18 protein-coding genes are annotated in these 26,524 nt (G+C 63.6%); 4 read left to right on the top strand and 14 right to left on the bottom strand.

Going from position 1 to position 26,524, the window contains the following annotated elements:
- Positions 1–99: 99 nt before the first annotated feature.
- Positions 100–990 (bottom strand): LysR family transcriptional regulator, encoded by an 891-nt coding sequence (locus DES47_RS05825; RefSeq protein ID WP_133699759.1) that lies wholly within the window; start codon positions 988–990, stop codon positions 100–102.
- 92 nt (positions 991–1,082) lie between these two features.
- Here DES47_RS05825 and DES47_RS05820 point away from each other — a divergent pair, with 92 nt between their 5' ends.
- Entirely contained in the window at positions 1,083–1,691 is a 609-nt protein-coding gene (locus DES47_RS05820) for a short chain dehydrogenase (RefSeq protein ID WP_133699758.1), read from the top strand.
- A gap of 54 nt (positions 1,692–1,745) precedes the next feature.
- Here DES47_RS05820 and DES47_RS05815 read toward each other — a convergent pair whose 3' ends face one another.
- The gene (locus DES47_RS05815; protein ID WP_133699757.1) at positions 1,746–2,639 is read right to left on the bottom strand and encodes a PhzF family phenazine biosynthesis protein; all 894 of its coding nucleotides are present in this window, start codon (positions 2,637–2,639) and stop codon (positions 1,746–1,748) included.
- Positions 2,640–3,187: 548 nt separating this feature from the next.
- Here DES47_RS05815 and DES47_RS05810 point away from each other — a divergent pair.
- Positions 3,188–3,742: an HAD domain-containing protein gene (locus DES47_RS05810; RefSeq protein ID WP_243748255.1), complete on the top strand. Its 555-nt coding sequence runs from the start codon at positions 3,188–3,190 to the stop codon at positions 3,740–3,742.
- A gap of 1,049 nt (positions 3,743–4,791) precedes the next feature.
- On the opposite strand, the gene DES47_RS05800 is transcribed toward DES47_RS05810, so the two are convergent.
- The 12 genes from DES47_RS05800 to DES47_RS05745 all read right to left on the bottom strand — a co-directional run bounded on the left by DES47_RS05800 (position 4,792) and on the right by DES47_RS05745 (position 22,594).
- Positions 4,792–7,011: a prolyl oligopeptidase family serine peptidase gene (locus tag DES47_RS05800; protein WP_133699755.1), complete on the bottom strand. Its 2,220-nt coding sequence runs from the start codon at positions 7,009–7,011 to the stop codon at positions 4,792–4,794.
- On the bottom strand, positions 7,008–9,119 hold the full coding sequence (locus DES47_RS05795; protein ID WP_133699754.1) for a prolyl oligopeptidase family serine peptidase: 2,112 nt from the start codon (positions 9,117–9,119) through the stop codon (positions 7,008–7,010). The genes DES47_RS05800 and DES47_RS05795 overlap by 4 nt, the downstream gene beginning before the upstream one ends.
- The gene (locus DES47_RS05790; protein ID WP_133699753.1) at positions 9,116–10,729 is read right to left on the bottom strand and encodes an ABC transporter ATP-binding protein; all 1,614 of its coding nucleotides are present in this window, start codon (positions 10,727–10,729) and stop codon (positions 9,116–9,118) included. The genes DES47_RS05795 and DES47_RS05790 overlap by 4 nt, the downstream gene beginning before the upstream one ends.
- A complete protein-coding gene (locus tag DES47_RS05785) occupies positions 10,726–11,799 on the bottom strand; it encodes an ABC transporter permease (protein WP_208114919.1) in 1,074 nt (357 codons plus the stop codon). Before DES47_RS05785 ends, DES47_RS05790 begins: the two co-directional genes overlap by 4 nt.
- 10 nt (positions 11,800–11,809) lie before the next feature.
- The gene (locus DES47_RS05780; RefSeq protein ID WP_133699752.1) at positions 11,810–12,847 is read right to left on the bottom strand and encodes a microcin C ABC transporter permease YejB; all 1,038 of its coding nucleotides are present in this window, start codon (positions 12,845–12,847) and stop codon (positions 11,810–11,812) included.
- 6 nt (positions 12,848–12,853) lie between these two features.
- Entirely contained in the window at positions 12,854–14,698 is a 1,845-nt protein-coding gene (locus tag DES47_RS05775) for an extracellular solute-binding protein (protein WP_133699751.1), read from the bottom strand.
- Positions 14,699–14,701: 3 nt separating this feature from the next.
- Entirely contained in the window at positions 14,702–16,306 is a 1,605-nt protein-coding gene (locus DES47_RS05770; RefSeq protein WP_166651870.1) for a carboxylesterase/lipase family protein, read from the bottom strand.
- 13 nt (positions 16,307–16,319) lie between these two features.
- Positions 16,320–16,838, bottom strand: coding sequence for a hypothetical protein (locus tag DES47_RS05765; RefSeq protein ID WP_133699749.1), 519 nt, complete (start codon positions 16,836–16,838; stop codon positions 16,320–16,322).
- Positions 16,825–19,986, bottom strand: coding sequence for a TonB-dependent receptor (locus DES47_RS05760; protein WP_133699748.1), 3,162 nt, complete (start codon positions 19,984–19,986; stop codon positions 16,825–16,827). Before DES47_RS05760 ends, DES47_RS05765 begins: the two co-directional genes overlap by 14 nt.
- Positions 19,987–20,159: 173 nt before the next feature.
- Positions 20,160–20,966 carry a nitroreductase family protein gene (locus tag DES47_RS05755; protein ID WP_133699747.1) on the bottom strand — a complete coding sequence of 269 codons (807 nt, stop codon included), beginning with the start codon at positions 20,964–20,966 and terminating at the stop codon, positions 20,160–20,162.
- Between the two features lie 61 nt (positions 20,967–21,027).
- On the bottom strand, positions 21,028–22,026 hold the full coding sequence (locus DES47_RS05750) for a FecR family protein (RefSeq protein ID WP_133699746.1): 999 nt from the start codon (positions 22,024–22,026) through the stop codon (positions 21,028–21,030).
- A complete protein-coding gene (locus tag DES47_RS05745; protein WP_133699745.1) occupies positions 22,001–22,594 on the bottom strand; it encodes an RNA polymerase sigma factor in 594 nt (197 codons plus the stop codon). Before DES47_RS05745 ends, DES47_RS05750 begins: the two co-directional genes overlap by 26 nt.
- A 274-nt stretch (positions 22,595–22,868) precedes the next feature.
- Between DES47_RS05745 and DES47_RS05740 the strand changes: the two genes are divergently transcribed.
- On the top strand, positions 22,869–25,187 hold the full coding sequence (locus DES47_RS05740) for an alpha/beta hydrolase family protein (protein WP_243748254.1): 2,319 nt from the start codon (positions 22,869–22,871) through the stop codon (positions 25,185–25,187).
- A gap of 580 nt (positions 25,188–25,767) precedes the next feature.
- Positions 25,768–26,241 carry an Lrp/AsnC family transcriptional regulator gene (locus DES47_RS05735; protein WP_133699743.1) on the top strand — a complete coding sequence of 158 codons (474 nt, stop codon included), beginning with the start codon at positions 25,768–25,770 and terminating at the stop codon, positions 26,239–26,241.
- Positions 26,242–26,524: the final 283 nt, after the last annotated feature.

Genomic DNA, 26,524 nt, shown 5'->3' with positions numbered 1-26,524 from the left:
CTTCAGGACCTCCCGGCCCACAAGGATCGCATATTGTCCGCCGAGGAGCCATTCATCCGGGACTCGACAAATACGCTGCATCCCCTGCGTGACTTATAACTAAGTCGACGCGGCCAGTTCTTCGACCACTCGGGCAAGCCAATCTCCGGCTGCACTACCCAAAGCTCTGCGATGCCGCCCCATAACCACATTAAAACTCAGGGAAGACATGTCTATATCCATCACCTGAAAGCCTCCAGCGGCGGCAATTGCCGAGGGTACAAAAGCTAATGTGTCGTTCACGCGCATAAACGCCTGCAGAGACGTGTAGCAGGGCAAAGTGGCAATCACGGTGCGACTCACCTTCTGGGCGCCAAGGAAATCATCCAATCGGCTTCCCAAATTGCCTACACCGCTGGCGAAATCCACATGGGGATGGGAAGACACATCGCCTAGCTCTTTTATCTGCCGAGAGAGAATCGAATCTTCCCGGGCGACACAGCAGTAATGATCGCGTCGCAGCGTTTTTCGTACCAGTCCTGAATCGACGTAGTCAGAAAAACCAATCACCAGATCAGCCTCCCCTTGCTCCAGCATTTTGGTATGTTGAGTAGGATTGAAGTCAATGACTTCAAGCTTCACCCCGGCTGCGCGTTTGCGCATGAGCAGCGAGAGCGACGGAATGATAGACAGTTGTGCATATTCATTTGCGATGACCCTGAACACGTACTCGCTCGTTACAGGATCGAATGGGAATGAATTGAAAACACCGTCGACCTCTTCTATTATTTTTTCGAATTTGGCTGCTAGTTCATACGCGTAGTCGGTTGGCTGTAGGCCTGCGCTCTGCCGCAGGAAAAGCTCATAGGGAAAGACTTCACGCAAGCGCTTAAGGTAATTGCTGACCGCCTGTTGCGATATCTCAAGTCGCTCAGCAACGCGAGAAACGTTTTTCTCGCGCACGAGATGAAGCAAAACCCGCATGTGCCTTACATCGATTCTTTCTGTCATTTGAGTTGTATCTCATACAAGCCAATCGTGATTGTCATTGTATCCGTGGGTGCCTAAAGTACCGGTTCCCAAGCATTTAACCAAGCATTTCTATGAAAACTGTAATTTTGATTGGCGCCCAAGGGCATATGGGCCAAGCCGCTATGACAGGCCTCAAGAAGCACAATGTCATCACCGCCAGTCGCTCAGGCACAGGCTGCGACCACAAGGTCGACATCACCAGCAAGGCGTCGATCAGGGCGTTGTTCGAAAAAGTCGGGTCGTTCGACGCCGTCGTCAATACCGTAGGCTACTGCGAATACGCCAACTTCAGCGTAATGACCGATGAGCAGTGGGACACGACTATCCAGAGCAAGATGGTCGGCCAGATCAATCTAGTAAATGTGGGTCTGAACTACATCAAAGACGGCGGCTCGTTTACGCTGATTTCGGGCATTCTCAATGTCAAACCCATTCCTATGGCCATTGCGGACGCCACCACGAGCGGCGCCATCGACACCTTCGTACAATGCGTAGCGCACGAGCTTCCACGCCAAATTCGCATCAACGTCGTCAACCCTACAGTTCTCGAGGAGGCATGGGACGTATATGGGGAAATGATGCCAGGCTTCCAGCCGGTACCCAGCGCGCTGGTAGGTAAAGCGTTCGAGCGTTCGGTCGATAGCTTCATCACCGGCAAGGTGATATTCGTCGACGCCTGACAAAGCGCCCTCGCTTTATTGATGGCTGGTCAAGGCATTTCAATCCCGAGATCTTCATCCACGAGTTGCAACTGAGCCTGGGAACTGCACCTGTCCGCGTATCAATGTCTTTGTCGCACCGCCGATCCAGATGCCATCAGCCATGGTCGAAACGCGAATCCGGCAGGGACGATCCAGAGCAGTGCCTTGGCTGAACGTGTAGGAGCTGGGTGCTTGACCGGTCTGTGCGAACCACTGGGCAATGCCCGCTGCAAGACTGCCCGTTGCCGGATCCTCGGGCAAGCTGTCGCCTGCGATGAACGCGCGGAGTTCGAAGTCGACCTCGCCGTCGCACGGCGGACTGCGCCACGGTGCCAAAACGCCGATGGCCAGCCCATCAAGTTGAGCGAAATCGGGTTTCAGGGCCAGCAACTTGTCGCGATCATCGATCATCAGGGCGAGCCAACCAGCACCGTTGTCCACCCATTGGGCAGACACCAGGCGCGCCCCGACAGCCTGAAGTCTCAACCCGGAAGACACCCGTTCCAGCAACGACGCGTCAATGAGCCCAGACCTGATGAGAGGCGGGGCTCTGAAGGCAAGCCCCTCGACCGAGCGCCGCAAAGTCACCAGGCCGACACCACACTGCTGCACGTAGTCGCGCAGAGCCTGATGCCCGGTCTTCTCCAACCAGGCATGGCAGGCACCCAGTGTTGGATGACCTGCAAAGTCAAGCTCGTGCAGCGAAGAGAAGATGCGAAGGCGGTAGTCAGCCAGGGGATCCGTAGCCGTCAGTACGAAAACCGCCTCGCTGAGATTGGTCCATCGCGTGAAGGACAGCATCTCGGCATCGGAGAGGTTATCTGCATCGAAGACAACACCCACGGCATTCCCCTTGAATGCCGTGCCATTGAATACATCGACGACGGCGTAGGAATGGCTCAATGGGTGGGGTGGGGTATCAGTCATCAGCTTGGAGTATCGAGGCTCGAAGGGGATGTCATGAATTGCCCCGAGGCTCGTTTGTCGTAACTGCGCTGCAAGTCGAACCGGAGTCTGCCGCGAAACCCCGACCAGCGAGCTTCATCCTGGGCCGCGCCAGTCTGACATTGGAGTCCGCTTTCCGCCTTCAAGAGCCATTCGAGTTCGAGCATCAGATGGCCGCTGATGGCCGGCATCGGGTCTTGTCCGCCAGCACCACAAGCGGACCTTCGCCGGATGGATCTGGCCGGCCTTGGTCGCTCTTCGCCTTGAACGTCGTGCGCTGGCCAAGAAGTATTCTCATCTGCACAGCGTTCGGATATCTCACACACGATTCGAGCATTGACTCGCCTACCCGGTCGCACCGAAGATAGCTCGGATGCGGAAATTTTGACTGCATTCGATTCGAGCAGCATGGCCGCTCCTGTGTGGACGGAAGCAACCTTAATTGAGCTCGATGGACTCACGTCGTGCCAAGCTGTTGAGCGCGGGCCTGGAGCTCGGGTGTTGGTGTTGGCGGAAGCAGAGGGAACGTGATGACCTGTCGAGTTGCGCGGCGACCATTCGACCGTCTTGCCCTTGAAATTCCGGCCGAAGTCCTTGCGTCCACTGGCCAGTTTGATCGGTTTCTATTGCTCGACTTCGATGGCGTGTTGCATCCAGCCCAGGCACATGCAGAGCTCGGATCCGTTCGCCCTCCGCTGAAAGAGCAGCCAGCCGCTGGCCTGTTCATTCACACCGACCAATTGGCGGAACAGCTGGCTCCATACGCGGCAGTAGGCCTGGTTGTGCATTCCTCTTGGCGCATGACTCACATCGATGCAGAAATCCGGCGCTTGTTGGGTCCAGTCGGCGACCGCCTGGTTGGGGCCACAGACCGGGGACTCGATGGCGAGCTGTCGATTCTTCAATTCGCTAGGCGGCTTCGCCTGGATCCGTCTATGTTCCGTGTGCTCGATGATCAGCCTGAGTTGCTTCCGCATCTGGTCGAGGCGGACGTGGTGATCGCCTGTGACCCGGCCCGCGGTGTTTCCAACCAGACGGCGTGGGCGAGGCTCGAGTACTGGCTTTCGTCGAGCGGTTCTGACTGATGAAAGGCCGACGGGAGCTCGTTCTCCACCTGGACCTGTAGCGGCGTCGTGCGTCGAGCGACTGACCTCACCTGGACAGACTTGGATGCCCTAGAAAAGACCCGTGGTCGCCGCGGCAAGGACTGACTATGAACCGCCGTAACCGTCCGGCCAACCCATCTTGAAGTTGGCCGCTGAGCCGGCAAGAATCATGTCCATGATCAGTGCTCCTGGCGGACACGAGCATCCTTGGCTCAGCTCGGCGCCTCAACACGACTTGCCTGGACGATTACGCGTCGTGAGTTGCCAAAGGTGGTCCACTTGAGCGATGGGCGACGTGGGCGTCGAGGAACGAAATGGCAACCTGCCCAAGGCCAACAGCTTCGTCCGTCGCTGATGTGCCGAGGCATGAGTGGGCTGAGGAGCAGTCACTCGTTGACCCCGGTGCCGAAACCTAAGCTCGGCATAGGCTCGAAGGAGAGACCGCCAGATTTCACCTGGCCGACGGTCAGACCATTTGGGCGCTCCGTGCGCCCTTGCTCCTCGTCTTGCTTGGCTTGACGACCGGCTGCGATGCCTTCGCGGCCTTGGCAATCAGCTTCTGATAGATGCCCTCGACGGCCGCGTCATGCTCTGCGAGCTCGCCTGCAACAAGTGGGCTATGTTCGCAGCCATTCAGAGGTTTGTACTGATGCCCGTTGACACGCAGCTGATGCCCTTGCCGTCGCTGAGTATTGAAGCGCGTGCAGTTGAGTGTCGACAACGCGGAGAGATGTTTTCAGTTTGGCCAAGTGATGACCTGTTGTTGGCGTCATTGCCTAGGCTAGATTGAACTGCGGACGTCCGTGGCCAGGATAGGCCGCAGCCGCCAGCCTGACGAATGTCTGCGGTGCGTTCCGGCGAAAGCACCTTCCCGACCTCTGCGCATTGGTCTGTAGTGGTGGCCGACGGCGACGGCATGGCAACGGACGAGCTCTCTGCTGCGGGTAGTGACTTCGTTCAGTCTGCCAGCAGGCAAGATGATGGGCTGTGTTTCCTTAGTCCTCGTTGAGGATGCGGCCTCCGATGACTCAAGGTGCAAGTCGCGGCTGGAAGTCCGGATCACCAAACTGCCACAGCATGAACGACCAGATGTCGGCCATCTGTCGGCGGGACTGCTCACGGGTGCTGCCCTGCCCATGACCAGCTTCGTAGTCCAGATTGAGCAGCACCGGTTTGCCGGCGGACTTCAGCGACGCGAGCCGAGAGGCGAACTTGGACGATTGCCATACCAGCACGCGGTTGTCGTTGACACCGTGGATCAGCATCACGGCGGGCAGACGCTGCCCCTCATGCAGCTGATGGTAGCTGCTCATGGCCAGCAAAGCTGGGAAATCCTGCTCGCGCGTGACGGTGCCGAACTCAGGAACGTTGGCGCTGCCACCGGGCATGTGCTCGGCGCGAAGGGCATCGAGCACCGCCACGGCGGGCACCGCCGCGGCAAATAGGTCGGGGCGCTCGATGATGGCACGGCCCACCAGGATGCCGCCGGCGCTCCCACCCCAAATGCCGAGCTTGGCCGGCTGTGTATAGCGCTGATCGACCAGCCACTGTGCGATGCTGATGGCGTCTTTCCAGGTGTTGGGCTTGGAGTCTTTCTGGCCGGCTTCATGCCACGAACGACCCAAGGCGCCGCCACCGCGCACATGGGCCACGGCAAAGATGCCGCCACGCTCCATCCAGGCCAGCGTGTGCGGGTTGAGCATTGGATCGTTGGGAATACCGTAGGCACCGTAGCCAAAGATCATGGTCGGGTTGCGGCCGTCGCGCGGCAGGTCGGCGCGCATCACCAGGCTGAGCGGTATTCGCACGCCGTCATGCCCCGGCACCATCACCTCCCGGGCGACGTAGCCGGCCAGGACATCGAAGCGGCCCGCGCGCCCGAGCGGCAGCAGGCGCGCCTCGGCCTTGGTGGAGTCGTAAGTCCAGATGCGGGAGGCCATGGTCCAGCCGCCGACAGCCAGCACCACGCCGTCTTGCTGCGGGTGCGCGTAGCGCAAAGCGACACGGCCTTCCACGGGCAGCTCCACTCGCTGCAATGGGTTGTGCGCCGCGGGTGGCGCCGCGGCGTGTGGCAGGCGATTCAGCACCACCTGTACGCCGGATCGGCGAGTCAGATAAAGTGCGTCGCGCGCTGCGGCGATGCTGACGATGACGCCCTCGCCCTGCGGCACCACCACCGTCGCCCTGGCGAGCACGGGGTCTTTCAGCGACAGTCTAAGCACCCGGCCCCGCGGTGCGTCGCGGGTGCTCAGCAGGTAGATGTTGCCTTCGGCCATGCTGGCGGCAATCACTTCATCGGCACGGCTGACCACCAGACGCCAACGGGCTCTGCCTTGCAGCACGTCGCGCATCTCGGCGATGGCCAGTGCGCCATAGGGCTCTACGCCATAAGCGATCCAAGCGCCCGCCTGCTCGGTGCCGGGGATCTCGAACACCCCAGGATGCGTGAAGTTGGGCAGTCCCAGTTCGGGCGCTTGGCTCGCGCTCATCACGAAGCGATCGCCGGCCTCTCCGTCCAGCGTGCGGTAGCGGCGTTGCTGGTCCAATTGCCGCTGGGCTTGCGACATCTCGCCGTAGCCCTCGCGCAGGCGGGTGTAGAAGAAGCCGCTGCTGTCGCCGCGCCAGCTCACCTGCGGGTAGCGCACACCGGTGACAGGCTCGATCAGCGCACGACCGGTGGCCAGGTCGATGACGTGCAAGGTGCCCTGCTCGGCGCCGCCGGTTTGCAGCGAGTAGGCCAGCCGACGTCCGTCGGGTGAGGGCTGGTAGTCCATCACGGCGGCCTTTGGACCGCCGCCGCGTTCGATCTGGCTCGGGTCCAGCACGACGGTATCCGTGTTATCGCTGACGCCGCGCCGCACGACCTTGAACTGCTCCTCGTCCGGGTTGCGCCGCAGATAGAAGTGGCTGCCGTCGGGGCAGCGCACCACGTTGCCGACCTGGCCAGCTGCTCCGTCATCGATCTTGCGCAGACGCTGCACCAGAGCAGCGCGGCCGGGTATCCGGTTCAGTATCTGCAGGGTCGCGTCAGCCTGCTGCCGCATCCAGCCTTGCACGGCCGGGTCGGTCAGATCTTCCAGTCGCCGCCAAGGGTCGGGCACCGGCTGTCCCCACAAGGTGTCGACGACGTCGACCGCAGGCAGCGGAGGCGGGACGTCAACACCGGCAATGTTGGCTGCGATACTGGGATTGAATGTCATGACGAAGGTGAGGGTCAGGATGGTCGCGAGCAGGTTGCTTGGGGTCAAGATAGGTCCCCAGATTGGTACGGCAGGCCCAGTGCCAGGGCGATGAAGGTGTAAAGGTCCGTCTTCTCATGCACGTCGGCCCGTGCCGACTTGCCGGCGCCGTGGCCGGCACGCTGCTCAACGCGCAACAGTACCGGCGCGGTCGGCTCCAGTGCCAGTGCCTGAGCCTGTTGCATCGTCGCCGCGAACTTGAAGGCATGCGCCGGGTGCACCCGGTCGTCGCGTTCGGCCGTCAGCAGCAAGGTGGCGGGGTAGCGGCGGCCGGTCTGCACGTTGTGCAGCGGCGAGTACTGCATCAGCGTGGTGAACTGTTCGGCCTTATCGGCAAGGCCGTAGTCGGACGCCCAGGCTGCGCCGATGCCAAAGCGCTGATAGCGCAGCATGTCGAGCACGGGCACGGCCGAAACCATCGCGCCGAAGAGATCGGGGCGTGCCAGCACGCTGGCAGCCACTGTCAGCCCACCATTGCTGCCGCCATGTGCTACCAGCAGCTGCGGTCGAGTATGGCGGCTGCGCACGAGGAACTCGGCAACGGCGATGTAGTCCTCGAACGTGCGTGGCTTGTGCTCCAGCCGCGCGGCGTCGTGCCACGCTCGGCCGTACTCGCCGCCGCCCCGCAGCATGGCCTGCACCAGCATGCCCCCCATCTCCAGCCAGGCGATGCGCGACGCGACGAAACCAGGCCGCTGCGAAATCCCAAATCCGCCGTAGCCGATCAGCAGGCAAGGGGACTGGCCGTTCAGCACCAGGCCTCGACGGCGCGTGATGTGCATCGGCACGAGCGTGCCGTCGGCACTCTCCGCCCATTCGAGTACCGTTTCGTAGTCAGCACCATCGAAGGGCAACTTCGCCACGAACCATGGTCTTGCCGCGCTGCGCTCATCCTGAATCCGCAACACGGTGGGGGCCACGGTGAAGGACATGAAGTTGAAGTGCAGGGCGCCGGCTTCGGCCGGCTGCAGCGTCGCGTCTTCGACGATGAAGCCGCTGGCGGTGCCAAGGGCTGGGAGTGGCAGCGGCTCGCGTGCACCGCTATCCAATTGCATCCGGTGCAACTCACTTGCGCCATCGTGCAAGGTGCACAACACGAGGTGCGCGCCGTTGAGCACTGCCGACTCCAGCCGTTGCGGGCCAGGTGCTACCACGGTGCGCCAATGGCTGCGCTGCGGCCGTTGGGGGTCGATCGCGATCACGGCGCCGGTGCCGCCTAGCGCGTCGGTGTGAAACAGCAGCTCGCCACCCGCTGTGCTGCCCACCCAGAAATAGGCCGCGTGGCCCTCGTCCAGCAAGTGCAGTGGCTTGCGGTCAGGGGCGTGCAGATCGACCAGATGCACTCTGTGATTGGCACTGCCGTCCCAGATCCGGACGACGAGCCAGCGGCCGCAGCGGCTCATGTGCGGGCTGTAGACCCATCGGGGCTGGTCAGCACGCTTGTAGAGCAGCGTGTCGGTCTCCTGTGCGTTGCCGACGTGATGCAGGTGCAGCTCATGGTCGATGAGCGCAGCATGCCGGCCGCGCGCCGGGGCGCCATAACGGCCATAGACGAAGCCGCTGCTGTCGCGCAGCCAGGCTGCGCCGCTAAAGCGCGCGTGGTCAAGCCGATCGGGCATGTCTTGCAGCGAGCACAGATCGCGTACCCGCCACTGCCGCCAGTCGGAGCCGCCGTCGGCTACGGCGTAGGCCAGCCAGCGTCCGTCGGGGCTCACCGCCACATCGGCAACCGCCACGGTGCCATCCGCGGAGAGCTCGTTTGCGTCCAGCACCACCCGCTCGGCGCTGCCATCCAAGGCTTCTGCCCACAGTACAGGTTGTCGTTGCAGGCCGGTGTTGCGCCAATGGTAGAGCGTGCCCTGCACACAAGCCGCCGGCGTGCGGCGCTCGAACTGCTGCAGCTGCGTCAGGCGCGCCAGCAGGGCCTGGCGCCAAGGGTTGCCAGACAGCAGGCTGTCGGTCAGCGCGTTTTGCGCCTTGATCCATAACGCCACCTGCGGGGAATCGGGGTCCTCCAGCCATCGATACGGATCACCGATGCGTCGGCCGTGGAAGAGCTCCTCATCGGCGCCACGCGGGCTCGGCGGGTAGGACAGACTGGAGCCAAATTTGGTCATGCGCAGCGTTCCCAGTCGTATTGGGTTGCAGCCAGCAGCTCGCGTGTGTAAGCCTCACGCGGCGCCGCGAACAGCGCCTCGGTTTCGCCCTCCTCCACCACGCGGCCGTGCCGCATCACCATGACGCGATGCGCCATGGCGCGAATCACGCTCAGGTCGTGGCTGATGAAGATATAGCTGAGGCCATGCCGGCGCTGCAACTCGGCTAGCAGCTCCAGCACCTGCTTCTGCACAGAGATGTCGAGCGCCGAGGTCGGCTCGTCGAGGATCAGCAAGTCTGGCGCGATGACAAGCGCACGCGCGATCGCAATGCGCTGGCGCTGGCCGCCAGAGAACTCATGCGGGTATCGATGCAACACGCCATCGACGCCCTGGCGCGACGACAGGCCCACCTCATCTAGCACCTTCAGCACCGCCAGCTCGCGCTCGGCGGGCGTCAACTCGAGCCGGTGCAGGGACAGTCCCTCGCCAACGATCTGCCCGACCGTGAGGCGCGGACTGAGCGAAGCGAATGGATCCTGGAACACGACCTGCACGCGGCGGCGCAGCTGGCGCAGCGCCGCACCGCGGGCGGTGTCCATGCGCTGCTTGCCCAGATGAACGTCACCTTGCGCCATAGGTTGCAGCGCCAGCAGCGCCATGCTCAGCGTGGTTTTTCCGGAACCTGACTCACCCACGATGCCCAGTGTCTCGCCACGCCGTACGGCGAGATTCACGCCGTCCACGGCAGCGTTCACTTCCCTGCGCCACCAGGTGGCGCTGCGGTGGTACTCCACCCGCATTCCGCGCCCTTGCAACAACTCCGGCGTCTGCACCAGCAGCGGCTGAACGGCGCGTTGTGGGCGGCTCGCCAGCAGCTTCTGGGTGTACGGATGCTGCGGGTCGGCGAAGACAGCTTCGGTGTTGCCCGTCTCCACCAGAAGCCCTCGTTCCATCACGCCCACACGGTGCGTGAAGCGACGCACCAACCCAAGGTCGTGGGTGATGAACAGCAAGGCCATGCCCATTTCCGCCTGCAGCTCGTCGAGCAGTGCGAGGATCTGCGCCTGCACGGTGACATCCAGCGCCGTGGTCGGCTCGTCGCACACCAGCAAGCTGGGCTTGCAGGCCAGGGCCATGGCAATCACGACGCGCTGCCGCTGGCCGCCGGAGAGTTGGTGCGGGAAGTCGTCCACTCGACGCTCGGCGTCGGCAATGCCGGTGCGTGTGAGCAGATCGATGGCGCGCTGACGTGCTGCCTTGGGATCCATCCCGGCATGCAGTTGCAGCACCTCAGCGATCTGGCTGCCCACCGGAAAAACGGGGTTGAGCGCCGTCATCGGCTCCTGAAAGATCATCGCAATGCGCGCACCGCGCAGGGCCCGCATCTGGTCCTCGGGCAAGACCGTCAGGTCCTGCCCGTCGAAGAGGATGCGGCCCCCGATCTGAGCGCCATGCATCAGACGCAAAAGCGCCAGGGCGGTGACAGACTTGCCGGACCCGGACTCGCCGACCAGCGCGAATTTCTCACCGGCCGCGATCTGAAAGCTCGCCTTTCGTACGGCGTGGGTGGCGCCAAAGCGCACGTCCAGCGCTTCGACTTGCAGCAATGGTGCGGGGTGGGGTGTCATGACTTGCGCGTATCGAAAGCGTCGCGTAAGGCGTCGCCGATGAATGTCAGCATGAGCATGGTTGCCACCAGCAGGAGAAAGGTCGGCCCGATGATCCACCACGCGTCGAGGTTGTCCTTGCCCTGGCGCAGCAGCTCGCCCAGCGACGGCGTCGAAGCCGGGACGCCGAGGCCCAGGAAATCCAGCGAGGTCAGCGCGAGGATGGCGCCGCTCATGCGAAAGGGCAGGAAGGTGATGACGGGTGCCAGCGAGTTGGGCAGCACATGGCGGGCGATGATGGTGGCGTGCGACAGGCCCAGCGCGCGTGCCGCCTTCACGTACTCGAGGTTGCGGTTGCGCAGGAACTCTGCGCGCACATAGTCAGACAGCCCGATCCAGCCCCACAGCGAGAGCAGCACCAGCAGCAGCAGCAGCGAGGGCTCGAAGATCGAAGCGAAGATGATCAGCAGGTACAGCTCGGGCACGGCGCCCCAGACTTCGATCAGCCGCTGCATCGACAGATCCAGCCGCCCGCCGAAGTAGCCCTGTATGGCGCCGGCCGCGATGCCCAGCATGGTGCCGATCAGGGTCAACACGATCGCAAAACAGATGCTCACGCGAAAACCATAGAGCAGCCGCGCCAACATGTCGCGCCCCAGACTGTCGGTGCCCAGCCAGTGTTCGCTGTCCGGTGGGCCCGGCACCGGCGCGTCGAGGAAGGGGTTGGTGGATTGCGCCGAGTGGCGGTTGAAGGTGAACACGGCCCAGTTGCCAGGCTTTGCAAACTGTTCGGCGATCAGCGGGTCGGTCCAGCGGGCGGGGGTGTGGAAATCGCCTCCCAGCGCCACCTCGCTTGGGTTGTGCAGTATCGGCGTGAAGAGCGTACCGTTGTAGTGCGCCAGCAGCGGCCGGTCGTTGCTCACCAGTTCGGCCAGCGAGCACAGAACGAGCAAGAAGGCAAACAGCCACAGCGAGCCGTAGCCCAGGCGGTTGGACTTAAAACGGGCCCAGGCGCGCTGCTCTGGCGAGCGCGCGACTTCGGCCGCGGGCGTTGCGGACCGACTGGTTTGGGCGATGTTGGAACTGTTCATGTCGCAGCCATCAGCGCTGCATAGCGCCGAATTGCACGCGCGGGTCGACCAACACGTACAGCACGTCAGACAGCAGCTTGACGACGAGCCCCAAGAGTGTGAACAGGTAGAGCGAGCCGAGCACCACTGGGTAGTCGCGCCGCACCACTGACTCGTAGGCCAGCAGGCCCAGACCGTCAAGCGAGAACAGCGTCTCGATCAGCACCGACCCGGCGAAGAAGGCGCCGATGAATGCCGCCGGAAAGCCGGTGACCAGCGGGATGAGCGCGTTGCGGAACACGTGCTTCCACAGCACCGTCCGCTCCGACAGCCCCTTGGCCCTGGCCACCAGCACATATTGCTTGCGGATTTCCTCGAGAAATGCATTCTTGGTCAGCATTGTTGTCACGGCGAAGGCACCCAGCGTCATGCAGATCAGCGGCAGGGTCAGATGCCAGCCGTAGTCGGCGATGCGCTGCGGCCAGGTCATATCGGCCCAGCCGTCGGAGGTCAGACCACGTAACGGGAACAGCTCGAAGAAGCTGCCGCCCGCAAACAGCACGATCAGTAGCACGCCCAGTACAAAGCCCGGGATGGCGTAGCCCAGCAGTACCAGCAGCGAGGTAATGACGTCGAAGCGCTGCCCCTGGCGCACCGCCTTGGCAATGCCCAGCGGCACAGAAATGGCATACGACAGCAGCATCGACCACACGCCCAGGCTGATCGACACCGGCAGCTTCTCGACAATTAATGCCCAAACGCTCTTGTTCTGCTGGAAGCTGCGTCCGAGGTCCAGGCGCACGAACTCCCACAGCATGTCAAGGTAGCGCTGCAGCGGGGGTTTGTCGAAGCCATACAGCTTCTTCAGCTCTTCCACCTGTCGGGGGTCGCTGTCGCGGCCGGCGCTGTAGAAGCCCTCGGTGGCGCCGCTGGCGCTCTCGCCGGCCTCAGCCATGATTTGCTCCACAGGGCCGCCCGGCACGAACTGGACGACGACGAAGGTCAACGTCAGCGCGCCCAGCAGGGTCGGTAGCATCAGTAGTACGCGTTTGATCAGGTAGCTCAGCATGGCGGGTCAGCGCGGCGCGCCGGGTAGTGCCCACCAGGCCAAAAGTGGCCAGGCGGGCAGGTTGGTGGACACGCTGTCAATGACGTACAAGCGCGGCCGGCGGGTGGGCTGCCCGAAACGATTCCAGTACGACACCCGCGCATCGGCTGAAAAGCGATAGGGCACGCCCCAGTGATTCCACATCACCACGCGGTCCAGTGCGCGGGTGGCGTTGCGCAGCTCCTCCTGAGTCGAGGCCTCGCTCATGGTCTTGAGCAAGGCATCCACCACGGGGTGCTGAATGCCGCGGTAGCGGCTGCCGGTCTTTCCATCGGGGCTGCTGCCGTAAGACCCGGCGAGCTGCGTGGCGCTGGGTAAGGTGAAAGTGCCTTCGGTGGACAGGTAGAGGTCGAAGTCCTGGCGCTCCATGCGTCGCCCCATCAGCGCGCTGTCGACGACACGTTCGATCAGACGGATGCCCAGCCGCTCCAGATTGGCCTGCCATTCGGTGAGTTGACCGGTAGGCCCGGTCGTCAAGAACTCCAGCACCATCGGCTGGCCTCGAGCGTTGCGCATCACGCCGCCGCTGTCCAAGGTCCAGCCGGCCTGTTCCAGTAGCGCGCGCGCCTGCAGCAGGTGACGGCGCAGCTGGCGCGGGTCGCCTTGGGTGCGCGGTGCGACGTAGGGCAGGCCGAACACTGCCTCGGGCAGCTCGGCTCGATGTGGTTTAAGCAGCGCCAGCTCGCCGGGCGTTGGCGAGCCGGCGGCGGCGAACTCCGAATTGCTGAACAGGCTTTCGGCGCGGCGGAAGATGGCCTGGCGGTTGAGTGTGTCGAAGTCAAAGCTCAGATCCAGCGCTTGGCGGACGCGTCGGTCCTGGAACACCGGCCGACGCATATTGAAGGCGTAGGACACCATATGAACGCCGATCTCGGTGGCAAAGGTCTCCTTGCGGATGCGCCCGTCTTGCCACTTGCGGCCGGTGTGCAGGCGAGTCCAAGCGCCGGGATCGCCTTCCAGGAAGATATCGACCTCGCCGGCCTTGAAGGCTTCGCGGGCCACAGCAGTGTCCTTGTAGTAGCGGTAAATGACGCGGTCGAAGTTGAACATCCCGCGTCGAGCACCGAGGTCCTTGGCCCAGTACGACGGGTTGCGCTTGAGCTCTAGGCTTCGGCCCATGTCGACCGCGCCGATCACATATGGCCCGCTTGTGATTGGCGGTTCGCTGACCACCTCGTCGAAGGGCTTGCCGCCGCCCCACTTTCGTGAGAACACACGCACGTTGCCGGTGGCCAGCACCATGTCCGTGGTGTGCTGACGCAGGTCGAAACGCACGGTCCGATCGTCCAGCACCACCACGCGTTCGACTCCGCGCCATGCCATGCGCGAGGCCGGGCTGCTCGCAGGGCCGGCCTGCATGTCATAGCTGTACTTGACATCGGCGGCGGTCACGGGCTCCCCATTGCTGAAGCTCGCCCTTGGGTGCAGCCGGAAGCTGACGGCGGACTTGTCGGGTGCGACGCGGATCGCCTCGGCCAGCAGTCCGTACATGGTTTGAGGCTCGTCGCCCGACATCACAGCCAGCGTCTCGAACATGAACAGCATCACACCGGTGGGCGCGGCACCGCGCGGCGTGAATGGGTTGAACTTGTCGAAGCTGCTTCGCCGGTCGGGGTTGCGCAGGACCAACGTTCCGCCCTTGGGGGCATTGGGGTTGACCCAGTCCAGGTGTGAATAGCCTGCTGGGTACTTGGGCTCGCCATAGCCGGCCCAGGCGTGGCCCCATTGGCCGGCTTCTCCGGCAGCGCATTGGCCCTGGCACAGCACCAGCAGAACGCCAGCCGTCAGGCGTCGAAGGAAGTCATTCAGCATCGGTCAGTTCCCGGGCAGCAGCGCCAGCAGTTCGGTGTCGAGGTTGCGCGCCACCTGGCAGTGATCGTCGAAGACCATGACGGCGCGTTCGCAGGGCGTGAAGGCCGGCCACGCGGGCAAATCGTCATGCCCCGGGTGTCCCGTACGCGCAAACTGCGCCCAGGCACGGCTCATGCGCGTGGCGAGTCGCTGCGCCCGGCTGTCGCCGCCGGTGGCGTGGTCGCACAGATCGGTGTTGTTGAAGACGAAGGGCAGGCAGGCGCAATGGAAGGCTCCAGGGCGGCCTTCGAACATGGCGGTGCGCCAGCGGAACAAGTAGTTGAAGACGGGCGCGGCTTGTTGCTGGCGCACCCGTGCGTCGCACAGCGCGACAGCCGCTTGCCGGAAGCGCCGGCCGCCGAGTACCGACCACACATCCACCGGGCATGCGCTGGGCTCGATGGCGCGTACGGCAGCAATGGCCGCTGTCACTCGATCGCCCAACTGGGGTGCGAGCTTTGCCGGCAGTTCGGCCCAGGTCAGGGTTTCTGCGCCAGGGAAAGTCATGCACGGCGCAAATTCGTTGAGCGTGGTGCCCACCAGCAGCGGCACATGGCGCGACTGCTCCGGCGCATCCGGATCGACGGGCTGTGTCGGCAGGGAAGGTACGCCGGCCACGGGCATCCAGTAGAACCCCGGAGCGTTGCGATAGCCGGTGTCGTCGGGGGTGGCGGGTGCCATCTCCATGCTGGCGTCCTGGGCTGCCTGCAGCAGTCGGTTCAGCGGCACGCATTGCAGGGCGGATAGACCGGTGCGGCTGTTGATGGCCAGGCGCTGTAAGGTGCGTTCCGTCAGTACGGTGGCCGAGGCGCTGGTGTGCACGCGCAGCCGGGCGCCGCTCTGGATGATGGCCTTGTGGAACAGGCCCCTGGCCTCTGGCATGGCCAGCAGCACGCTGATCTTGAAGCCGCCGCCCGACTGGCCGAACAGGGTGACGTTGTCGGGATCGCCGCCGAAGGCCTCGGCATTGGTCCGCACCCAGCGCAGCGCATCAATTATGTCGATCATGCCCGCGTTGCCGGAATCGGCATATTCGGCGCCAGACAGTTCGCCCAGATGCAGCAGGCCCAGTGGTCCGACCCGATGGTTCAGGCTCATCACCACCACCTCCTGGGTGCGGGCCAGATTCTCGCCATCGGTTGCCAGGAAGTCCTGACTCGAGCCGGACATGAAACCCTGGCCATGCAGCCAAAGCATCACCGGCCGCGGATGCTCGGGTCGCGTGCTGCTCGTCCAGACGTTGATGCGCAGGCAGTCCTCCTGGGCTGCTGATTCGGCACCGCGCTGCAGCAGGAAGGCCCACTCGTTGTTCGACAGATCGGCCGGCGCTGTCCAGCGCGGGCACACCGGCCCGTAGTTGTATGCATTGCGCACCCCGGTCCAAGCAGCAAGGTCGGGCGCGCGCCGGAATCGATGCTCTGCGGTCGGCGCGCCGGCGTAGGCAAGCCCCTTGAAGCAATGCACGCCGCCACGCTGGTAGCCGCGCACCGCGCCCGCTGCCGTGTTCACGGTGGCCCCGGGTGCGACCAGCCGATCGGTGAGCGCGCCCACGCTGTGCGGTGCCGGCATGTCGTGCCTGCGCTCAGGGCGACACGCGCCGAAAGGTGATGCGCTGGATGGTGCGCGCATTCAAGGTCAACGGACCTTCCACGGCCGGCTTGTCGTCGATCGTGATGATCTCGTCTTCCAGCGTCTCGCCGCGGAGGCGGGTGGTGGCGACCAAGATGAGCTTGTCGTACTTGAAAGGCGAGACGAACATGTCTCCGCGCATACGGCCGTTAAGCTTCACGCCGTTGCCTTCGTCGACGATCCATTCGTCGTCGGTTGCACCTCGGCACAACCGGTAGTCCTTCACCTGCGTCGGCTGCTCCGGTGTGCTGTAGCTGCGCCGCCACGTCGTGCAGGCCTGTTCGGCGGTCGGCCAGGGGCCTATCTCGGCGCGCACGCTGACCACGGGTACGCCGGGGCGCAGCGGCAGGTTCACCAGCGTGCCTTGCCAGGTGCCGGACCAATCCGGACGTGGCTGGGCATGCGCCGGAAGCCATGTCGTAGCGCCAAGCAGCAGCGCGGCCAGCGCAGCGGCGGTCTTATTGGAAGTCATAGCGGATCCCTGTGTAGAAGAAGCGGCCCACGGCGTCGTAGTTGGCGCCGCCAAAGCCGGCGCCGTAGATGCCGGGCGGTGGCTTGACGTTGCTGACGTTCTCTACGCCCAGGTAGATCTCGCGTCCCTTGCCAAACTGCCAACTCGCCCGCAGATCGTGGAAGCTCTCGGCCTGCGTGCGGCGCAAGTCCTGAGGCAGCAGATTCGGATTGCGCGCGGGCAGCCCGCCCACGGAGACGAAGTCGGCCGGGTCGCCGCGCCACTGGCCGGAGAACCAGCGTAGCTTGTGCGTGAGCTGCAATGCGCCGAAGGCAAGGTTGGTGGTGAAGGTCAACGAGTCGCGCGGGTTGCCCACACGCTCGACCATTTGCGAAGGGAAGCTGGGCTCGGTGGGGCGCAGGTAGTCGTCGCGCTTGAGCACATGCGAGTAGATCGCGCGCAAGTCGGCACGGCCGGCACCGGGCAGGGCGAAGCCGTATGTGGCGTCGACATCCAAGCCCTCGGCGAACTGTCGCGTCAGGTTCATCGTCTGCTGGGTGATACCGCGTATGTTGAAGTCGGCGCCGCGCTGGATGGACCCGCAGAACGGGTTGTTGATCGACGTGCTATCTACGCAGGTGGTGATGATCTGGTTGCTGTTGGGCTTGGTGATTGCGTTCTTGAGGTTGATGCGGTAGTAGTCCACCGAGACCGCGAAGCCGGGCGCAAAGGCGGGTGCCAGCAGCACGCCCAGTGTGCGGGAGTCGCCGTCCTCTACTGTCAGGTTGGCATTGCCGCCGCTGGTGGCGGTAATCGGTCGACCCAGCGTGTTGGCCCGGAACCCCGCCGGCATGCCCAGCGCTGCGCAGTTGGCCGCGCGCGTGGGGCTGCCCAGGGCAATGTTTTGTGCGCTGCAGGGGTCGTTCACGCCGACCTGCACGGGCGCAACCGGCTCGTAGAGCTCGGCCACGTTGGGGGCGCGAACAGCCTTCTGTGTGGATGCCCGCAGGCTGATCTGCCGGTTGATCTGCCACAAGCCGCCGAGGCCCCAGGAGTTGGTACGGCCTACGCCCGAGAGGTTGTAGTCGCTGGTGCGCATGGAAGCTGTGAGCTCGAGCTTGTCCACCATCGGCAGCTTGGCCAGTAGCGGCACCTTGAACTCGGAAAACAGCTCAGTCACCTTCAGCGAGCCGTTGACCGCGCCGACGCCGGCCGCGCCGGTGAGTCCGGCGGCATCACGTGCGTCAGGCGTGTAGCGCGTGTTGTCCTGGCGATGCTCGAAACCGGCCACGACGCCTACCGGACCTGCCGGGAGCTTGAACCACGCAGCGCTGTCGCCGTTGATGAAGCCACCGAGCAGCTTTTGGGAGATGCGCGCGTCGGCCGCCGTGTTCAGCGACAGGTAGTTGCGCGCCGCAGCGCTCACGCTGCCATTGCCGAAAAAGTTGGCGGGAACGCATTGGTCTATATCAGCATTGCCAGTGGCAGCTCCACCGGCGGCTAGACGTGAGGCGCAGACGATCGCACCCCGGTTGCCCAGCACGCCGTTGATATCGACCACGGCGTCAGCGGCGTTGCCTATGCGCGCAAGCCACAGGTTGTTGAGGCTGGTGCTGGTGATGTCGACGCGGCCGAGACTCACGGACAGCTCGTAGCTCCAGTCGCCGCTCAGTGATCCCTTGACGCCGGCCACTCCGCGCAAAGTGCTGCGCCTGACCGACTCGCCGGCAATGCCGAGGTCCTCGCTGTCACGCAGCATGACGAAACCGGGTGCAGTCGCTGTGGGTCCGTAGCTATTGAGAACGGTCAGCGCCTGTGCACTCAGGTAGGGGTTGCTCTTGCTGATGTTGATCGTGCTGAGTATCGGTCCGTTGAAGGCGGCGGAGCGTTGCTCTATTGCCGCGACATGCCCGAAGATCCGCGTCTGGGCCGACAAGTCGATGTGTCCTAGAAGGTTCGCCGCGATGCGCTCGTTGCGCGGCAGCAGGGTGTTGTAGGCCACCGGTGCTGTGCCGTCCCCGCCCTCGCTGATGCCGAGGTTCAACAAAGACCGGCTTCCCGTGTCTGCGGGATTCAGGCTGCCGTTGGCTGCGAAGCGGTAGAACGGAGGGCCATAGGGTAAGGTGCCGCCGGTTGAGCGGCTCAGCCAGCGGATGTCGTTGACGAGGATCTGCGTCGGTTCCCCTGGCTGGCCAGCCTTGGGATTGGGTACGAAGGGCGATTGACCAACTGAGAACGATCTGTCCGAATACCCCAGTGGCGAGCGTCCGGCAATCTCCAGGCTGGCCGCGATGTTCGCCTTGCCACCGGCCAGGTTGCGGCCCACAGCGATGCTGGCACTTCGCGAGTCTGCGTCCCGCTCCTGGCTCGTGCCGTACTGGGCGCGCAGGGTCATGCCATCGAAGTTGTCCATCAACACAAAGTTGACGACTCCAGCGATCGCATCTGCGCCATAGATGGCCGAGGCACCCCCGGTCAGCACTTCCACCCGCTTGAGCAAAGGCATCGGGATGGTGTTGGTGTCGGGCTGGGCCAGTTGCTGCGAACTCGAAACCACGCGGCGGCCGTTTTGAAGCACCAGGGTGCGAGTCGTGCCCAGGCCGCGAAGGTCCAGCAGGTTCAGGCCTACCTGACCAGGTGCGCCCAAGCCAATGCCGGTCGAGGCAGCCTGGGTGAAAGTGGCGCGGAACTGAGGCAATTGACTGAGCTGGTCGCCGACGGAGATGCCACCGCCCCGACCCGCGAGCGCCTCGGCGCCGATGGCCAGCACCGGCGTGGGCGAATCGCCATCGAACTGCGCCAGGCGAGAGCCGGTCACGATGACGGTGGCGAGCGCCGCCGGACCGGCCGGCGGGGCAGCAGTGACGGAGCCGCGCTGCAAGGTGATGACGTCGCCCGTGTCAGATGCGATTACCAGGCCTGTGCCGATCAGCAGATCACCCAACGCAGTGCGCACATCACGGTTGCCCTGGATGGCTGGTGTGCTGACGCCGCCCAGCCCATCGGCCGGCGCGACGATCTGCACACCGGCCTGGCGCGCAAACAGCGGGATCGAACGCACGGCGGCGTCCGAAGGTATGTCGAAGCTGCGCGTCTGCGCCTGAAGCCCTGTCGAGACCAGGAGTGCCACAAGCGCGGCTGCCGAGACCACTGTACGTCGATATTGCATTCGCTAATCTCCATCCATTTGTTGTGGCCGCCTCTGGGTGCGGCATCAGGGACACCCCTGGTATGTTGGATGCGCGGGCGCCATACCTTCCGCCACCGGGTAAACGCTGATACGCGGCGCCCCTGCTGAGCAGGCGTGCCCGACACCCGGCACACGCGGCTGGACGTTATGGGTCAGGGCGTTTCTTCGAGAGGGCCGCCGTCGATGAAGTCGCTGGCATGCAGAAGCCGCAGCAGGCTCTGCGAGTCGCGCTGGAACAACTCGGGCTCGTACTTCACCTTGCTGGTGTAGAACTCAGCGAGTGAACGGATGCCATGCTCATCTATCAGGGCCTTGATGCGCGGGGTCGACAGATAGCGCCGCCAGCCGTCGACCTCCCTTTTGCCGAACGCCAGGTCCAGACCCGCATCGCTGGGCCGCCGGTAGGTCTCGTCATGCAGGATTGCCGACAGCGGCAGGCGGTCGCGCTTGGGCGGGTCTTCGGCAGGGTGGCCGACCACGATGCTGGTCACCGGCACGCAGGTAGGTGGCAGCTGCAAGAACTCGGCGATGGCTTGCATCGAGTGCAGCGTCGTGCCCATGTAGCAGATGCCGAGTCCTTCGGACTCGAAGCCAAGGCAGGCGTTTTGCGCAACGATGATCGCGTCAAAGGCTGCAATGTGGTAACCAATGAGGTTGTTGAAGTTGTCACGGGCACCACGCGCGCTCAGCCAGCGGCGGGTGCGGTAGAAGTCGGCGCAGAAAGTGATGGCCAGCGGCGCCTGCAAGACCATGTCTTGCTGCGCGTGCAACTCGTACAGATGCCGTTTGCGTTCGGTATCGCGCGTCAGCACGATCGACAGGCTGTTGAGATTGCCGGAAGACGAGCCGCCCGCAATGGCATCGCCGCAGATGCGCTCGACCAGAGCCGGATCGATCGCCTCTGACTTGAATTGGCGAATCGAGCGATGGGCATTGAGAAGTTGGGAGTAGGCGTTCATCGTTTCAGTGGGCACGGAAGGGGCGGAAGCGGAGCCGGGCGCGGCCCGACACTTGGGGACCTCAGTTGCGGCTGATGCGCAACTCGCCGGCGTGTTCGCTTACATGGGCGTCAACCACGGCGGCCGCGGCGCGCGCGAAGCCTGCCGGGTTGTTGGCTGCGAAAAGTCCGGTGATAGTCTTGTTTGCCAGCTCTGGCTCGACCACGACGATGCGAATATCGCTGTAACGCTCGAATTCGGCCGCCGCCTTCGCGAGCGTCACGCCTTCGAAGGAGATGAGGCCTTCTCGCCAGGAAAGCTCGCGTGCCACCCGCTGCGGCGTGATGGTCCGCTGTACCAGCGACTGGCCTGGTGCCTCTGTGCGTGGCGAGAGCTCCACCAGCTGGTTCTGCATGGCACGCAAGGGGCGAAGCGCATGCGCATGTACCACCTCTACCACGCCCTCACGTACGACGACCTGTACGGCTGACCCCGACATCCGGCGCACCGTGAAACTCGTTCCGACGGCCTTGATTGTGAGCTCGCCGGCGCGCACCTGGAACGGCCGTGTAGGGTCCTTGGCGACGTCGAACAGCGCCTCTCCTTGAACCAGCTCCACCACACGCTGCTTCGCCGTGAAACGGGTCTGGATCGCCGTGGCCGTGTTCAAGGTGACTGAGGAGCCGTCTGGCAGCGGCAACTGCCGCAATTCGCCCTTGACTGTCGTCACCGAAGGGTCGGATGACCAGTGTGGCATCAACCAGATCACCAGTGCGGCAAGGCCGGCGGCCATGGCCGCCGTCACCCGCCAGGGCCGATGCGGCGGGAAGGCCGCAATGGCAGCCGCCGGCGCAGCGCTGCGAAGCTCGAAGGAGTCACCTGCGCCGAGTGCCTGCGCACGATCCATGCTGCACAAGACAGCCTGCGCGCGCGCATAGGCGCCCAGGCACCGCCGGTCGCTGGCGCACCAGGCATCCAGCGCGGCCTGCTCTTCGGTGCTCAGCGCGCCACGGTCGACACGCGCCGCCCAATCGGCGGCCACGTCGTCGATGCGGCTACTGGTCTCTCGTACGCTGTTCATACTCGTCGTTTGAATCGGTGTCAGTTCTAGATGCTCGGGAGGCAGGTTTTCCGCCACGGCCGAACAGGTCCATCAGCGTGCGGATCGCCCGACCCATGTGCTTTTCGACGGTGCTCTCGGCAAGGCCCATGTGGCCGGCGACCTCACGCTGCGACAGACCCTCCACTTTACGCAGGCGGAACACTTCACCGCATTGCGGCGGCAGCGAGTCGATCGCCTCAACCACGCGCCGCAGTTCCTGGCGGCTGGCAGCCTGCTGTTCCGGCCCCGGTGTGTCGATGCTTAGGTGCAGTTCATCGACATCGGCAATGGCCACGATCGAGACCACGCGGTCCCGACGCAGTTGCTGCAAGGCAATCGAATGCGCGGTCTGGAACAGATAGGCCTTGGGGTTGTGGATGTGGTCCACCGTATTGAGGCTTGCCAGCGTCGCATAGGCTTCCTGTACCAGATCGTCGGCTTCGATTGGCAGGTCCTGCTTGCGCCGCAGCCAGGCCCGCAGTGCCGGCTCATGCGGCAGTATGTTGGCGGCCAGCCAGCGCCAGCGGGACTTCGAATCGGGATTCATTACCGGCGAGTGTCGATGCTGGGACCATAGCCTGACAATCGGGGAATATGGGCAGCTCAGTCACTGGCGGAAAAGCTGGACTCGCGCATCTCTACTCTTGCACCGAGCCGTCCGGCCACGAACATGTGCAAGAGGAAGAACAGTGTCACAGGCTACTAGGGATGTTTCAGTGCAGGGGACCGGTTACAGGCTGCCCGAACCAAGCCTTGCGGCGATTGCCGATGCAGCACCCCTCGCGCGTTTGGCGCCCGCACCGCGAGAGCAGTTGGCGCTGGTGCTGCATGCACGTGCCATGCCATCGATCGCGGAACTGGCCCGACCCGAAATACGAATGGCCGGCCTGCGCTGGAACCCACGCTTGGCAGCGGCCGTGGGGGGCGAGCGCGTCCACGAGGTGCAGTTGATCGAACTGACAGATGGGCGTGTGCATCGCATCGATGGTCTTCCAAACCCGTTGTCGCTTGCCGATTGGTCCTGGTCGCCAGATGGGCAGCAACTGGCCTTCAGCCACCACGATGATGCAGCTTCCGAGGTGCAGCTGTGGTGCGTCGAGGTTCAATCGCGCCGGGCGCGGCGCCTGGTCTTACCAGCGCTGCACGCCGTGATGGGCGCCGGCTTCGTCTGGGCCTCCGACAGCCAGCGTCTATTGCTGACATTGCGCCCAGAGGCACCTTGGCCCGAGCCCGAGGCTTCGGCGTCACCTGGTGGGCCCGTCGTTGAGGAGGCGTCTCCGCTGGATCGGGGCCGGCAGACCCGAACCTTTGCCGACCTGCTGCGCAGCGAGCACGACGAGCGCCTGCTCGAACACCACCTGTTGAGTCAGCTCGCCTGGGTCGATCTCGAGGGCGGCCTCACCCGTCTCGGCGAGCCGGCCTTGCATCAGGCCGTTGACCCCTCTCCCGATGGCCTGCAACTGCTGGTGCAGCGTCTGGAACGACCCTTTTCGCACCGGGTGCCCGCGCATCGTTTCGCGCGTTGCATCGAGGTGCTTGACGCATCGGGCGCCTTGCTGCACACGGTGGCCCGGCTGGATGCTGCCGACCGGTTGCCGTCAGGATTCGACGCGGTGCCGCCGGGGCCGCGCGAAGTGCATTGGCGTGCCGACGCCGATGCCTGTCTGGCCTGGGTGGAAGCCGCCGATGGTGGCGACCCGGACCAGGTCGCCCAGGTGCGCGACCAGCTGTGGCTGCACGCTGCTCCGTTCAGCGCGCCGCCGCGCTGCATAGCGCAGCTGCCACTACGCTTTGGCCAGGTGGCCTGGGCTGATGGTGGTCTGGCCGTGGTGACGGAGCGCTGGTGGCGTACACGCGCAATCGCCTACTGGCGCATCGCGCCAGACAAAGAGGGTCAAACGCCGAGGCGCTTCTACAGTGGATCGCTGGAGGACCGCTACGCCGATCCCGGGCAAGCTGTAATGCGCGCCGATGCCCGTGGCCGCAGGCGACTTCTCGCCGTCGACGGGGACGTGACGACCTGGACCGGCACGGGGGCTTCACCGCAGGGAGACCGCCCTTTCGTCGATCGCTGGAACTTGAGCACTGATCAGAAGGTTCGCGTCTTTCAGTCGGATTTAAGTCACCATGACGTTCCGGTGGCTCCGCTTGACGATGCGGGGTCGACTTGGCTGAGTACACGTGAAACGCCCGACGAACCGCCCCAGTACCGAGTGGTCGTATTGCATAGTCTCGAGCTTGCACGCGACGTCACCCATTGGCCGCACCCTACACCCCAACTGCGTGGCCTGCACAGGCAGACACTGCACTATCGCCGCGCCGATGGCGTGACCCTCAACGGAACACTGTGGCTGCCGCCGGGCCATGACCCGCATCGGGACGGGCCGCTGCCCACTTTGGTGTGGGCCTATCCGATGGAGTTCATCAGCACGGCCGCAGCCGGCCAGGTCGACGGCTCGCCATTGCGATTCAACACTTTCGACCCGCTGGGCCCGGCGGTCATGGTTGTTGCCGGCTACGCGGTGCTCGACAACCCGTCAATGCCTATCATTGGTAGCGCCGATAGCCCAGCAAACGACAGCTTCGTGCCTCAACTGGTGGCCAACGCGCAGGCTGCTGTCGATGAGCTTGTGCGATTGGGCGTGGCCGAGCCGCATCGCATCGCCATTGGCGGCCATTCGTTCGGCGCTTTCATGGCCGCCAACTTGCTGGCGCACAGCCGGCTTTTCTGTGCTGGCATCGCGCGCAGTGGAGCCTACAACCGCACACTCACACCGTTCGGTTTTCAATCCGAGGAGCGTCACTTCTGGCAGGCACGCGAGATGTACCGCGCGGTATCGCCGTTTGACGAGGCCGACAAGATCCACGCGCCGTTGCTGCTAATCCATGGGCTGGCCGATGCAAACAGCGGCACATTCCCGATGCAAAGTGAGCGCATGTTCGCCGCGCTCCGCGGACTGGGCAGTACCGCCCGGCTTGTGCTGCTGCCGCACGAAGGGCACCGCTACGTGGCGCGCGAGTCGATCTTGCATGTGCTGGCGGAAACCCTGTCCTGGCTTGATCAGCACGTGAGTGCCGCATTGCCTCAAAACGGCGAGAGGCTGGGCGTCGTGAGTACAGCTAATTCCTGTGATCGCTGAACACCTTGACGACGAGGACCTTCGACGTGATCCAAGTCTTTCGCTGCGAGGACCTGAATGACAGCATCCACGAACACACGCGGACTTCATATCTTCGACCAAGGCTGCGAGCAAGTTCGAGCTCCGATGGCTGCGCCACAGCCGCCTTATGCTGCTTGGCGAGGTGGCCGAATGCCGCTCCTCTCAAGGGAGCCATCCATGCTCCGGCATCAGTATTCAAGTACATGCCTAGTGAGTTTCGAATGCGTAAGCAATGGGATGGACGCTCCTTCCGATCGAGTGGTAGTTGACACATCCACTGTGGCACTTCGATGCCGTCTACGGGTGGGGTCGTCCATCCCATCGCCTACAGCGAGAGCCCCATGACATCGCGATGCCGATGGGGCGTGATCTCACGCCTGTCGAGACTCTTGTGAAGCCGAAGCGCGCTGGTGTGAGGCTTGTGACCTTCCGCCGACCAAGTCGATAACTCAGTGCAGTAAGTGTAGAAATCAGCTGTTGGCAGGCGATTGCCAATTTGGCAAAGAAAACGCGTTTTGCGCAATAATCTGCCAACAGCATCAGACTATTTGGCAGACTCTTGAAACTTGATAAATTCGATCGGCAGATCATCGAGATCCTGCAGAGAGACGGCAGAGTCAACAATCAAGAACTTGCCGATCGCATAGGACTCTCACCTTCGCCTTGCTTGCGACGCGTACGCGCGTTGGAGGAGGCGGGTGTTGTGACCGGATACCGCGCCGTGCTTGACGCCAAAAAACTCGGCCTAACTCTCATGGCCCTTGTCCATATCTCAATGGATGTGCACACACCAGAACGTTTTGAAGCCTTCGAAACCGCGGTGCGGCTATTGCCTGAAGTCTTGGAGTGTCTGCTCATTACCGGGCAAGATGCGGACTACCAGCTCAAGGTCGCCGTGCGGGACATGGACCATTACCAAGCGCTGTTGCTTGGACATCTGACGCGAATTCCAGGCGTCTCCGGTGTCCACAGCAGCTTCGTACTTCGTAGCGCCTGGAAGGACTCGATTCTCCCCGTTGCCTTCGCTGTATGAACCTAGACCATTGTGCTCGGTGAGTTCTCAGACGCCTCAATTGAGATGGGCCTGTATGTTCTGACCTACGTATGCAATGGGATGGACGCCCCCACCCGATGACTGCATCGATGTGCCAGAGTGGAGGTGTCATCCACCACTCGAACCGGAAGGGGCGCCCACCATGGAGATTACGTAAGCGGTCAATAAACCGCGTCCTTGAGCAACGAGTGTTGAGCTGACAGCCTACGTTCCCATGTACATCAACGTGGGAACGTAATGGCCAGTGATTTGGAAGACATCA

The sequence above is a fragment of the Roseateles toxinivorans genome (assembly GCF_004362525.1).
Lineage (GTDB): Bacteria > Pseudomonadota > Gammaproteobacteria > Burkholderiales > Burkholderiaceae_C > Paucibacter > Paucibacter toxinivorans.
The sequence above is the reverse complement of the archived record's forward strand: the minus strand, read 5'-3'. Positions and strand labels throughout refer to the sequence as shown.

Excerpts from the sequence above, each read along its gene's own strand:
- DES47_RS05795 (WP_133699754.1), bottom strand. The coding sequence starts at position 9,119 with ATGACCAAATTTGGCTCCAGTCTGTCCTACCCGCCGAGCCCGCGTGGC.
- DES47_RS05745 (WP_133699745.1), bottom strand. The coding sequence starts at position 22,594 with ATGAATCCCGATTCGAAGTCCCGCTGGCGCTGGCTGGCCGCCAACATA.
- DES47_RS05820 (WP_133699758.1), top strand. The coding sequence starts at position 1,083 with ATGAAAACTGTAATTTTGATTGGCGCCCAAGGGCATATGGGCCAAGCC.
- DES47_RS05770 (WP_166651870.1), bottom strand. The coding sequence starts at position 16,306 with ATGCCGGCACCGCACAGCGTGGGCGCGCTCACCGATCGGCTGGTCGCA.
- DES47_RS05750 (WP_133699746.1), bottom strand. The coding sequence starts at position 22,026 with ATGAACAGCGTACGAGAGACCAGTAGCCGCATCGACGACGTGGCCGCC.
- DES47_RS05815 (WP_133699757.1), bottom strand. The coding sequence starts at position 2,639 with ATGACTGATACCCCACCCCACCCATTGAGCCATTCCTACGCCGTCGTC.
- DES47_RS05755 (WP_133699747.1), bottom strand. The coding sequence starts at position 20,966 with ATGAACGCCTACTCCCAACTTCTCAATGCCCATCGCTCGATTCGCCAA.
- DES47_RS05825 (WP_133699759.1), bottom strand. The coding sequence starts at position 990 with ATGACAGAAAGAATCGATGTAAGGCACATGCGGGTTTTGCTTCATCTC.
- DES47_RS05785 (WP_208114919.1), bottom strand. The coding sequence starts at position 11,799 with ATGAACAGTTCCAACATCGCCCAAACCAGTCGGTCCGCAACGCCCGCG.
- DES47_RS05810 (WP_243748255.1), top strand. The coding sequence starts at position 3,188 with ATGACCTGTCGAGTTGCGCGGCGACCATTCGACCGTCTTGCCCTTGAA.
- DES47_RS05780 (WP_133699752.1), bottom strand. The coding sequence starts at position 12,847 with ATGCTGAGCTACCTGATCAAACGCGTACTACTGATGCTACCGACCCTG.
- DES47_RS05790 (WP_133699753.1), bottom strand. The coding sequence starts at position 10,729 with ATGACACCCCACCCCGCACCATTGCTGCAAGTCGAAGCGCTGGACGTG.
- DES47_RS05775 (WP_133699751.1), bottom strand. The coding sequence starts at position 14,698 with ATGCTGAATGACTTCCTTCGACGCCTGACGGCTGGCGTTCTGCTGGTG.
- DES47_RS05765 (WP_133699749.1), bottom strand. The coding sequence starts at position 16,838 with ATGACTTCCAATAAGACCGCCGCTGCGCTGGCCGCGCTGCTGCTTGGC.
- DES47_RS05760 (WP_133699748.1), bottom strand. The coding sequence starts at position 19,986 with ATGCAATATCGACGTACAGTGGTCTCGGCAGCCGCGCTTGTGGCACTC.